The following is a 10,732-nucleotide window of genomic DNA, read 5'->3' as shown; positions in this document are numbered from 1 at the left end:
AAACAGAAAGATCAACTGGTAGTAATCCGTACTGAACATATTATACATTATTTTCAGTATAGTTGAGCTTATTATTGACTAGAGTCATGCTCTAGTCCAAGCTATAGCGGGTCAGGCGCTGCACTTGCTCGGGAGCAAGGCCAAGCTCTTGGGCAATCTGAGCCGACACCTGGTCTGGATCCAGTTGTGGAAATTCAAATTCCAGCTTGCGCAGGTGGGGATTGGTGGTAGTCACCTCCACCTTGGTGTAGCCACGGGAGCGGCGGATCTCCGCCTGAATGGAAAGAATATCCAGAGCCAAGGTGGCTTGTTGCTGGCTGCGAATCGCCAAAGGTTGCTCTAGCCGGCGAGGACGGCTCAGCGCTTGGCCCGTCACCCACTCTCCCCCCGCCACAAAAAGAAGCCCTGCCAAGGGCAGCACCAGCCAAAAATCAAACCCTAGATCTTGCCACCGATGGATTTTGGGCCACCCCACCGTTGTTCTCTCCCTTGCAGAGGGCTATTTCCGTGCTCCATCCTAGCCTGGGCAGTGGGAACTGGCCGTCTTGGTCAACGGCGCACAGGACGATGCGAATTTTGCTGGTGGAGGACGACCCGGAACAGTTGGAGCCTTTACAGGCTGCCCTGTCCAAGTGCGGCCACGTGGTTGACTGTGCCAAGGAAGGGGAGATGGCTGCCTGGCTGATGGAGGAGAAAGCCTATGATCTCCTGATTTTGGATTGGATGCTGCCGGGGCCAAGCGGGATCCAGCTCTGTCGGCAATACCGCCAATCGGGGGGATGTGCGCCGGTGCTGATGTTAACTGCCAAAGACGCAACATCGGATGTGGTGCAGGGGTTGGATGCGGGGGCGGACGACTATTTGGTCAAGCCGGTGGATCTGGTGGAGCTGCTGGCACGGGTGCGGGCTTTGGGACGCCGTTCCCCCCAATGGCAAGGAGACAGCCTCAGCCTGGGATCCCTGCACTTGCACTTGGCCAGCCTGACCCTAGAGCGGCAGGGGAGGCAGGTACAGCTTTCGGGCAAGGAGTTTCAATTGATGGAATACCTGATGCGCCATCCCAACCAGGTGCTCAGTCGGGGCCAGATCGAGCAGGCGGTGTGGGAATGGGGCTGTGAGCCGGAGAGCAATGCCGTGGCTGCGTTGGTGCGGCGGTTGCGGCTACGGTTAAAAGAGGTGGAGGCCCAAGATTGGCTGGAATCGGTGTATGGCCAGGGGTACCGGCTGCGCATAGCCTCTCCAGAAGAGAACCCATGAAAGCAGTTTCTAGGGGGTGGCGATGGAGCATGCCTCTAACCCCCAAAACCCTGAACTTTGCTGAATTTACTGAGCTTTAGGCGGTTTGGCAAAAGTCATTGAGAGGGATATAGTAGACCAAGTTTCCCCCTGATCCTTGAGTCCACCGCAACGGTTGCCGGGAAGTGAAGGGGGAAAGCGCTCGGGGGGTATTCCTCAGGGCTTTGCGGGATACCGCCTTCCTGCTCAGAGATAGGCAGGATGCGATCGCTTCTTTCCTGAACCATGTTCAGGAGAGTTCAGCGTGAATGTATCAGGTGAAAAGAGCTGAACACAAGCATTCTCTCCCATGGCTGGGCTGGAACTGGGTTTCCCTGGCACACCCCCTTCAGCCGCACCTGGGGCAGAAGGCTGCGACAAGAGGGACGGGATCCCTGGTGTTTCACCACAGCCGCCGTCGCTTGGCCCGCAGCTTTGCCGGGGTCATGGGGGGGATCCTGCTGGTGTTTGCCGCCGTCTTCTACCGCTTGGAAGTGGAGAACCAGTTGCAGGCTTTTGACGAGGAGCTGCAGGTTCAGGCCGGGATCATGGCGGCAGCCATTAAGTACGAGCTGCGCCAGGGGCAGTGGCGGTTGGTGTTGAACGAGGTGCCCTTTTTGGGGGGGAAAACCCAACCCCTCGACCATCACTTGGCCTATGTGCGCTGGTTCGATCCTGCTCCCGGCACCGGAAGGGAAAGCTTGGGATCCCTGCGCCAGTACACGGGATCCCGGCCTCCTCTGGAGCTGTTTGACTTGGATGGCCCGCCTCACCATCTCCAACTGGGTTTCCAAACGGTGGAAGGAGAGAGCGGCTTACTGTTGCGCCAGCTCACGCTGCCGGTGCAGCAGGAGGAAAAGCTACTGGGCTACTTGCAACTGGCGGTGCCCCTGGAACCGCTGCAACTTACCCTGGGTCGCTTGCGCTGGGGGTTGGGGATCGGGATCCCGCTGACGCTGGCGTTGATCGGCGGGGCCGGCTGGATCTTGGGGGGGCTGGCGATGCAGCCGATTCGTCGCTCCTACAAGCAGTTGCAACGCTTCACTGCCGATGCTTCCCACGAGTTGCGCGCCCCCCTGGCCGCCCTGATGAGCAATGCTCAAATGGCTCTGCTGGCCCCGGAACAAGCTCAACCTCGCCTGGAAAAGGTGGTGAGCGGTGCCCGCCGCCTCAGCGTGCTGATCGATACCTTGCTGCAGTTGGCCCGCCAGCAGGGATCCCTGCCCCTGGAGGATCTGCCGCTTCTGAATTTGGGAGCGCTGTTGCAGGAGCTGAGCGAGCAATACCGCCCCCAAGCTGAGGCCCTTGGCCTTCACTGGCAATGCCACCTGCCTGAGACGGATCTTTCTGGGGGTTGGCTTGTGCGGGGGAACGCTGCCCTGCTGCGGCAGGCCATCGAGAACCTACTGCGCAATGCCCTGCAGTACACCCCTGCAGGCGGCACAGTGCAGGTGAGCCTGGAAAGCCAGCGCCAGCGCGCTTACCTCCACGTCAAGGATACAGGCATTGGCATTCCCCCCGAGCATCTGCCCCATCTGTTTGAGCGGTTTTACCGGGTGGATGAAACCCGTGCTCGCCATACGGGTGGGTTCGGTCTGGGCCTGGCCTTGGCCCAGCAGATCGTCACCGCCCATCGGGGATCCCTGCGAGTGGCCAGCCAAGTGGGAGAGGGATCGATATTTACGGTAGAGCTGCCCTTGTCATCTTCACGTCATTTTTCTCCGCCATTCTCAAGATGAGCCGCGATAACCCAAACCGGCTTGTCCTGTCGATTGGAGTCTATGACCAATGACGATTCGTTCCTCTTTTGCTCGCGCTCTGGGTTGTTCTCTGCCGATTTTGGTTCTGCTCACCCCCCTGGTGCTGGGATCCCCGGCGCAAGCCCAGCGGGGCAGACGCTCTGCTCCTGAAGCCACAGCTCCCCTTCAGGTACAGCCAACTTGGCAGCGCCCGTGGGATCTTGAGCCAGCCAGCCGCGATCTGGCTAAGGCGCAGCGACACCTGGCCGAAGCCAGCTTCCTCTCTCAGCGGGGGTCTTCCCCAGAGGCTGCCCGCCTTTTGGAACACGGCCAGGAGAGCTTCACCAACGCCCAAGCCTCACTTGAGGCGGGGAACTTCTTCGCCGCCCGCGAGCAGGCCAAAGCAGCGGAAAACTTAGCCAAAGCAGCCAAAGTTCTCTATGAGGCGGAGCTGGGTTTCATGGGCCGCCCTGGCCCTTCCTTCTTCGAGGCCCCTTTCCGGGCTCAGGAGCACCTCAGCCGGCTGCAAGCGGAGATGGCCTTCGCCAACATCAACTCCGGCAGCGTCTCTGACCTGCAGAATCAAGTGCAGAACCTGCTGGGCGACGTAAGTACGGATCCCAGCAGCTATACCTTCGCCGACTACAGCCGTAGCAAAGCTGCCCGATACGCCGCCCGCGCTGCCCTACACCTGTTGGCGGCTGAGCGCCTCGGGGGGATGACTACCCTGACCAGGCGCTGATCTGGCCTACCCGGAACTGGGGATAGAGGGGATCCCTGCTGGCTGAGTCTTCGGGGTTAACCCCTCTACCTTCTCTGGCCCCTGCTGCAGTTGGGTTAAAGTGAAAGCCCCCAAAGCGGGGGCTGTTCTTGGTTAGATATTGATCGCGTCTTTACATCTGCCCTTAGTGTACCTGCGTTCTCTGCACCTGCGCCACTTTCGCAACTACCGGGATCAAGAGATCACCTTTGACGCGCCCAAAACCATCCTGGTGGGGGAGAACGCCCAGGGCAAGACCAACCTGCTGGAAGCGGTGGAGCTGTTGGCCACCTTGCGCTCGCGGCGGGCCGCTCGGGATCGGGAGCTGGTGCATCAAGAAGAACAGCAGGCGCGGATTGCCGCCACGGTGGAACGGCTGGGGGTGGCCCACGAGCTGGTGATGGAGCTGCGCAGCAGCGGCAGGCGATCCCTGAAGGTGGACGGGCAGGTGCTGCGCCGCCAGGCGGACTTTTTGGGACAGGTGAATGCCGTGGTGTTCTCCAGCCTGGATCTGGAGCTGGTGCGGGGCGCTCCGGAGACGCGGCGCCATTGGTTGGACGGGGTGTTGCTGCAACTGGAGCCGGTTTATCTCGGCCTGGTGGAGCAATATCGCCAGATCCTCAGGCAGCGCAACGCCCTTTTGAAGCAGGATCCCAAGGACTCTGTCCCGCTAACGCAAGCGGCTGCTGGCGTTCAGTTCTCGCAGATGGCCTTCTGGGATGCCCAACTGGCCACCACCGGTAGCCGAATTATGCGCCGCCGCGCCCGGCTGCTGCAACGGCTGGAGCCTTTGGCTGCTCACTGGCACCGGGTCATTAGCGGTGGACGGGAAACCCTGACCCTTACCTATCGACCCCAAGTGCCCCTGCCGGATCCCCAGGCCAGCCCCGAAGTGATCCAAGCCCAGTTTTTGGCCGAGATCCGCGCCAAAGCCGCCGCCGAACACTCCCTGGGCAGCTCTCTGGTGGGCCCCCATCGGGATGAAGTGGAGCTGTGCATTAACGGAGTTGCCGCCCGCGCCTATGGATCCCAAGGCCAGCAGCGCACTCTGGTTTTGGCTCTGAAATTGGCGGAGCTGGAGCTGATCGAGCAGGTGGTCAGGGATCCGCCCTTGCTGCTGTTGGACGATGTGCTGGCAGAGCTGGATCTGCACCGGCAAAACCAACTCTTGGAAGCCATTCAGGAGCGCGTGCAAACCTTGGTTACCACCACCCACCTGGGATCCTTTGACGCCGGCTGGCTCAAAGCCGCCCAAATCCTTCAGGTGCAAGGGGGGCAGCTTTTTCCCAGCAAAACAGGGGATGGGATCCCGTAGGGCAGGCCGGAGCTCTGGCAGTGAGGGAAACCCTATCTGGGAGGGGGGCTGGGGGTGGTCGCGTCAGCGGCGCCGAGCGCTTGGGCTTTACAGCCGAGCGCGATCCAGGCTGCGGTATTGAATCGCTTCGGCAATGTGGGTGGGGGCAATGGCCTCCGCGCCCTCGAGATCGGCGATGGTGCGGGCCACCTTGAGGATGCGGTCGCTCCCCCGCGCAGACAGGGCCAACTTTTGGATGGCGCTTTCCAAGAGCTTGCGACAGGGATCCGAAAGGGAGCACCACTGCCGCAGGTGGCGGGATTGCATCTGGGCGTTGCAGTGGATCCCAGGCTCGTTTTGAAAGCGCTGCCGCTGCCGTTGCCGGGCTTGTTCCACCCGTTGCCGCACCGCTTGGGAAGATTCGCCGCCCTGGGCGCGGACAATTTCTTCCGGCTTAAGGCGGTTGACCCGCACCTGCAGGTCGATGCGATCCAACAGGGGCCCCGAAAGTTTGGACCAGTAGCGCTCCCGCTGTTGCGGCGTACAGGTGCAGGGGTGAACGGGATCCCCGTAGAAGCCGCAGGGACAGGGGTTGGTGGAGGCCACCAGGGTGGTTTGGGCGGGAAACTCTAGGGAAACGCGGGCGCGGGAGATGGTGACTTTGCCATCTTCCAGGGGTTGGCGCAGCACCTCTAACACCTCCCGCCGGAACTCCGTCAGCTCATCCAGGTAGAGGATGCCATGGTGGGCCAGCGAGATCTCGCCGGGTTTGGGGTAGGATCCCCCACCTACCAAGGCCACTGCCGAAGCCGAATGGTGGGGAGCGCGAAAGGGCCGCTGGGTGATCAAGGCGGTTTGTCCACCCAGGTGGAGATTTTGCCGCAACAGGCCGGCTGCCGAGTAGATGCGGGTGATCTCCAACATCTCTTCCCACTGCAGCTGGGGCAGAATGCCGGGCAGTCGCCGCGCCAGCATGGTCTTGCCCGCTCCCGGGCTGCCCACCAGCAACAGGTTGTGCCCGCCGGCTGCCGCGATCTCCAGAGCCCGCCGGGCATGTTCTTGCCCCTTCACATCGGCCAAATCCAGCAGGGGTTCCGTTTCGGTTGGCAACATCTGTTCTGGCTGGATCCGCACCGGCTCAACTCCCTCTGGGTTTTGCAGCCAGCCCACCACCGCCGCCAAGGAGGGCAGCCCATACACTTGGATCCCTTGCACCACCGCTCCTTCCGGCCCATTTTCCTGGGGTACCACCAGGCGGCGGATCCCCATCTCGGCAGCGCTGGCGGCAATAGGCAGAACCCCGGCCACCGGGCGTAGGGTGCCGTCTAGGGCCAATTCCCCCACCATCAGGGTGTTGGCCAGCGCTTCCCCCTCGATCACCCCGGAGGCCGCCAAGATCCCGATGGCAATGGGCAGATCGAAGCTGGGGCCCTCTTTGCGCAGATCGGCAGGAGCCAAGTTGACGATGATCCGCCGCTGGGGTAAAGCAAAGCCGGAGTTCTTGATCGCCGCCCGCACTCGCTCTTTGGCCTCCTGAACGGCAGTATCGGGCAGTCCCACCAAGGTGATCTGGGGCAAGCCACCGCCCACATCCACCTCCACCGTAACCTGCACGGCCCGGAGTCCCAGCAGAGCGGCAGCAGTGACTTGGGAAAACAATGCAGTCACCTCCCTCGGATAGTTCTTTTACCCTTTGCACAAGTGGCCGCAGGCCTATTCTGTCCCAACACGTATCCTGGCCGAAATTGGGATCCCCACGCTGCCGGCTGCATTTGCCCAAGGAGAATGTCACAATCATCTCAGGTTTTTCCTGCCCCAAAGGAGGCACGTCGGTTTTCGCAGTCGCAGTCTTTAATGAATGCGGGATCCCGGATCCGAGCTTGCCGAATGGCTCAGGCTTGGGTTGGCTGTTGCTGCCGCCTTTGCGCAGCACAGCAGCGGTGAGGCTATGTTCTGACCAGGATGGGAACCCCCAGGGGGGGATAGCAGGGATCTGGATCCCTCTGATCGCAGCCTGCACCTCCAACCCAGATTTCCCCAGCCATTTGCCCTTTGGCAGAGGTCAAAAGGCGGGCACACCCCTCTGCCGACAAGCCAACAGAGGGACGACCCCATCTCTAGGAGGCTGATGCCGGTGGTCTTTCCTGCTGCTGAACCCCCTTTCGAGCGTTTCTCTGGCTCTGGGAAAAAGCGCGCCCTAACCTGGAATGAACTGGAGGAGCAGGTGCAGCAGTTTGCCCAGCGCTACCGGGGGCAGGTGGTCCAGCTCAGCCCGCCAGAGCTGGCGGTGGCGCTGCAGGAGTTGTCGGAGCTGACGCAGGCGCTCGCCCTGGCAGCCCATCTTGCCGAGGGTTGCGAGAGCAGCAGCCTTCCAACAGCGATCCCGGCTGAGGCCGAACCAGAGATGGCCTGGACGAAGGCAGACCCCAGCTGGAGGGATCTGGAGCGGGTCATCTCCCTGCAGAGCCAGCTGTTGTTTTTCCCCCTGGAACTGCAATCCCTGACCGCCGTTCCCCTCGGCGAACCCGCAGCTGAGACGCCGCAGGAGCGAGAGGATCGGCCCTCGGATCCCTTGGCCGCTGCTTGTGCCGAGCCGGAGCTGCGCCCCTTTCGCCAGTTTTTGTGTCGCCTCCTGCAGCAGCGGGGTCACCAACAACCGGAGCCTCTGGAGTGCCTGCTCCACCAACAGTACCCAACAGGAAGGTTAGCTTGGCGGCAGTTGTGGCAAGTGACCCTGAACTCGCCTGCTGCGCTCCCAGAGCACACTCTTGTCCAGCTGCAGAGCTTACAAACTCACGCCAGCGCGGAGATCCGCTGGGTGGCCTACCAGCGGCTAGTCCAACACCTAGAAGCCCATGCCGATCTGGGTGGGTTTATCCTCAGCACCCTGATCCGCGACCACCTGTGGGAGGCCCAATGGCGGGGCTATGACTCTGCTGCCGACCTGTATCTGGCCCGCCACGGCCCGACTCAGACCTTTTTGGAGAACCTATTGGAAGGGATCCGCGATCGGTTGGATCTGTTCCAGCACTATTACCGCCTCAAAAGCAGAACAATGGGACGTTCCATTCGCATCTGCGATCTGCATGCGCCCTGGGGGGATCCCGTGCCGCCCCTGACCTCTGCTGAGGCCACCTCTCTAATCTGGGCAGCCCTGCAGGACTTCTGCCCCGAGTGTGCGGCCCAGGCCAAACCCTGGCTGCTAGAAGTCGGCTCGGCAATCGAGGCAGACAAGCCCAATCGCGCAGCGGGCGCAGCCTTTCGCCCCGGCGAAACGGAGTTCTCGCCCAGGTCGGGAGAAACGGGATCCGGCGGGAGCGAGCTCCTGTTGAAGGTTCTTGCTATCATCAGCCAGCGGCTCCGGCCTGAGGATCCCCAAGTTTGGCTGGATCTGGAGGAGATGCAGGGGAGTTCCGCACTGCTGCCGCGAGCGTGGGGGGTGCAGGCTCACACCGTCTTTTTGCAGCAAATACTCCTGGATCACCTGGTTGCCTCAGCAGTGGGATCCCCTCGCATGGGCAGGCCTGCTCTTTACGACCCAGAGGGGCAAACTGCTCCGCAGCGCTGGCGGGAACGCTCCGGCAGCCTCCAGTTGGCCCAGGCCCTGTTGATACACCATTTGGAAGCCCAGTTGCAGGCGGTGTTTTACCAGAGCTTGATCAGTCGGCTGGAGCTGCTCCTCTATCGGTCGGGGATCCCCGAATGGGAAAACGGTGTAACCTACTCCTCCTGGGTGAGCGAAGAGTGGTTGAAGCTGTGTCAAGAGCTGTGCGGAGATGCGGTGGAACTGTTGCCGGAACACCAGTTTTACTGGGTGGGGATGCCGGAGCTGTTTCTCCACCCCTTTAGTGCCTATCAGGCTAGCCTTGCCAGCCTGGTGGCCTTGGCCTGTCACCGCCGCTATCACAGTTCTCCGCGCAACTTTCTGCCCCACTACCTCCGTTGGTTGGCCAGCCCGCCCGGATCCCTGACTTTGGAAGAAACCACCCAGCTGCTGCAGGCAGATCTGAGCGACCCAGGGGGAGTGTTGCAGGCGCTGGAGGAGCTGGAGCATTGGATCGAGACGCTAGAAAAGCTGCTGGAAGAGAATCCAGATCACTGAACCAACGATGACCCACCCTTGTTCTCTTGGACATAGGCGTGCTCTGCGGCGGGAAGAACTCTGGAACCCTGTACCCGACTCCTGCGAACCCACCCCAGCGGAGCCAGCCGTTAAAGCGCGTCCCTTCCTAAAATGGGCAGGGGGAAAAGGGCAACTGCTCAGCCAATACGAACCCTTTTTTCCTCGCGCCTGGAACACCTATCACGAGCCCTTTTTGGGGGGTGGAGCGGTCTTTTTTCATCTGGCCCAAGGGATCCCATCGGGTTCTCGACACTTTGTTTTGTCGGATATCAACCCTGAGCTGGTGAATGTGTATCGCTGCGTGCGGGATCACGTGGAGGAGCTTATCGCCCTGCTCAGCCACCACCAAGCCCACCACAGCCGGGATTATTACTACACCATCCGCGCGGCTCGATTTGAAGATCCGGCGCAACGGGCTGCCCGCCTGCTGTATCTGAACAAGACCTGTTTTAATGGCCTCTACCGGGAAAACTCGCGGGGAGAGTTCAATGTCCCTTTGGGCCGTTACCGTAATCCCCGCATTTGCGACGCGGAGAACCTACGGGCTGTGGCACGGGTTTTACAAGGCGTGGAGATCGCGGTGCAGCCGTTTTGGCAGGTGCTCGAACGAGCCAAACCCGGGGATTTCGTCTATTTGGATCCCCCTTACCATCCCCTTTCTGCCAGCAGCAGCTTCACAGCCTACAGCCGGTTTGCCTTCGGCGAAGCGGAACAGATCCGCCTGCGAGAAGTGTTTGGAACATTGGCCGACCGAGGCGTGCAGGTGCTGCTCTCCAATTCCGATTGCCCCTTTGTGCGGGAACTGTACCGGGATTACCCCATCCAGACCATCTCTGCCAGCCGTGCCATCAACGCCCAGGGCCACAAACGCGGTCCCATCACCGAGGTCTTGGTGCTGAGCCATCCCAGCCTGGCCACCGCCTGCAGTGGGCCAGAAGAGATCCCGTTTTGCCCCGGAACCGTCTAGGGTAATGGATGAGCAGGTCGAGATCCAAGGCGGGATCTCGAGCTTGGACACACTATTGCTCCGCAACGCTGACGCGACGAGACAACGGGAACAACAGCGCATGGATCCACGAGAAATTGAGGCATTGGTACGGGCTGCCCTACCCGGCGCAAGGGTGCAGGTGGAAGACACTGTCGGCGATGGCCACCATTTCCAGGCCATTGTGGTGGCGGAACAATTCCAGGGCTTGCCCCTGATCAAACAGCACCGGCTGGTGAATGAGGCCCTGAAAGCTTACCTGCAGGATGGCCGCCTACATGCTTTAGCCCTGCGCACCTTTACCCCCGCCCAGTGGGAGCAACTCCAGGGGCTGGATTCTGGTTCATCAGCCAATTGAGCCAAGAGGAGCATTCCCAGTCGGGCTGTGCATCGCCTCAACTCCTCTCTCCCTTTGAGAAAGGGGCTGAAGCTGTCGCAAACGGGAATCTTGACATCCTCCTCGGCCTGAAGGCTGGAGATTCCTACCACGCTACGCATGGATGGCTCCTTGCGCAGTCGTCTCGGCGGGTTCCTGCTTCCGACCGCCCGTGCAGTT

At 61.2% G+C, this 10,732-nt stretch carries 9 protein-coding genes; 7 read left to right on the top strand and 2 right to left on the bottom strand.

Going from position 1 to position 10,732, the window contains the following annotated elements; all coding sequences use genetic code 11:
• Positions 1 to 91 precede the first annotated feature (91 nt).
• Positions 92 to 475, bottom strand: coding sequence for a hypothetical protein (locus tag ACVWXE_RS13620; RefSeq protein ID WP_011434266.1), 384 nt, complete (start codon positions 473 to 475; stop codon positions 92 to 94).
• Positions 476 to 567: 92 nt separating this feature from the next.
• Between ACVWXE_RS13620 and rppA the strand changes: the two genes are divergently transcribed.
• From rppA to recF, 4 genes are all read left to right on the top strand, one after another.
• Positions 568 to 1,257 (top strand): two-component system response regulator RppA, encoded by a 690-nt coding sequence (gene rppA / locus ACVWXE_RS13615; protein WP_414355523.1) that lies wholly within the window; start codon positions 568 to 570, stop codon positions 1,255 to 1,257.
• Between the two features lie 287 nt (positions 1,258 to 1,544).
• Complete coding sequence (locus tag ACVWXE_RS13610; RefSeq protein WP_457445447.1) at positions 1,545 to 3,014, top strand: sensor histidine kinase; 1,470 nt, start codon at positions 1,545 to 1,547, stop codon at positions 3,012 to 3,014.
• A 49-nt stretch (positions 3,015 to 3,063) separates the two neighbouring features.
• A complete protein-coding gene (locus tag ACVWXE_RS13605; RefSeq protein ID WP_457445445.1) occupies positions 3,064 to 3,756 on the top strand; it encodes a DNA-binding protein in 693 nt (230 codons plus the stop codon).
• Positions 3,757 to 3,922: 166 nt separating this feature from the next.
• Positions 3,923 to 5,089 carry a DNA replication/repair protein RecF gene (gene recF / locus ACVWXE_RS13600; protein WP_457445451.1) on the top strand — a complete coding sequence of 389 codons (1,167 nt, stop codon included), beginning with the start codon at positions 3,923 to 3,925 and terminating at the stop codon, positions 5,087 to 5,089.
• 87 nt (positions 5,090 to 5,176) lie between these two features.
• Here recF and ACVWXE_RS13595 read toward each other — a convergent pair whose 3' ends face one another.
• Positions 5,177 to 6,727, bottom strand: coding sequence for a YifB family Mg chelatase-like AAA ATPase (locus ACVWXE_RS13595; protein ID WP_457490569.1), 1,551 nt, complete (start codon positions 6,725 to 6,727; stop codon positions 5,177 to 5,179).
• Positions 6,728 to 7,196: 469 nt separating this feature from the next.
• Here ACVWXE_RS13595 and ACVWXE_RS13590 point away from each other — a divergent pair, with 469 nt between their 5' ends.
• Genes ACVWXE_RS13590 through ACVWXE_RS13580 form a run of 3 tightly spaced genes read left to right on the top strand, consistent with a single transcriptional unit; the run spans position 7,197 to position 10,534 of the window.
• Positions 7,197 to 9,170 carry a peptidase M3 gene (locus ACVWXE_RS13590; RefSeq protein ID WP_457490568.1) on the top strand — a complete coding sequence of 658 codons (1,974 nt, stop codon included), beginning with the start codon at positions 7,197 to 7,199 and terminating at the stop codon, positions 9,168 to 9,170.
• A 7-nt stretch (positions 9,171 to 9,177) separates the two neighbouring features.
• The gene (locus ACVWXE_RS13585; RefSeq protein ID WP_457490567.1) at positions 9,178 to 10,158 is read left to right on the top strand and encodes a DNA adenine methylase; all 981 of its coding nucleotides are present in this window, start codon (positions 9,178 to 9,180) and stop codon (positions 10,156 to 10,158) included.
• Positions 10,159 to 10,162: 4 nt separating this feature from the next.
• Positions 10,163 to 10,534 (top strand): BolA family protein, encoded by a 372-nt coding sequence (locus ACVWXE_RS13580; protein ID WP_414389652.1) that lies wholly within the window; start codon positions 10,163 to 10,165, stop codon positions 10,532 to 10,534.
• Positions 10,535 to 10,732 lie beyond the last annotated feature (198 nt).

It is taken from the genome of Thermostichus sp. MS-CIW-41 (genome assembly GCF_054058915.1).
The sequence above is the reverse complement of the archived record's forward strand: the minus strand, read 5'-3'. Positions and strand labels throughout refer to the sequence as shown.

Coding starts and splice junctions, on each gene's coding strand:
- ACVWXE_RS13590 (WP_457490568.1), top strand. CDS start 7,197: ATGCCGGTGGTCTTTCCTGCTGCTGAACCCCCTTTCGAGCGTTTCTCT.
- ACVWXE_RS13585 (WP_457490567.1), top strand. CDS start 9,178: ATGACCCACCCTTGTTCTCTTGGACATAGGCGTGCTCTGCGGCGGGAA.
- ACVWXE_RS13610 (WP_457445447.1), top strand. CDS start 1,545: ATGTATCAGGTGAAAAGAGCTGAACACAAGCATTCTCTCCCATGGCTG.
- ACVWXE_RS13580 (WP_414389652.1), top strand. CDS start 10,163: ATGGATGAGCAGGTCGAGATCCAAGGCGGGATCTCGAGCTTGGACACA.
- rppA (WP_414355523.1), top strand. CDS start 568: ATGCGAATTTTGCTGGTGGAGGACGACCCGGAACAGTTGGAGCCTTTA.
- ACVWXE_RS13605 (WP_457445445.1), top strand. CDS start 3,064: ATGACGATTCGTTCCTCTTTTGCTCGCGCTCTGGGTTGTTCTCTGCCG.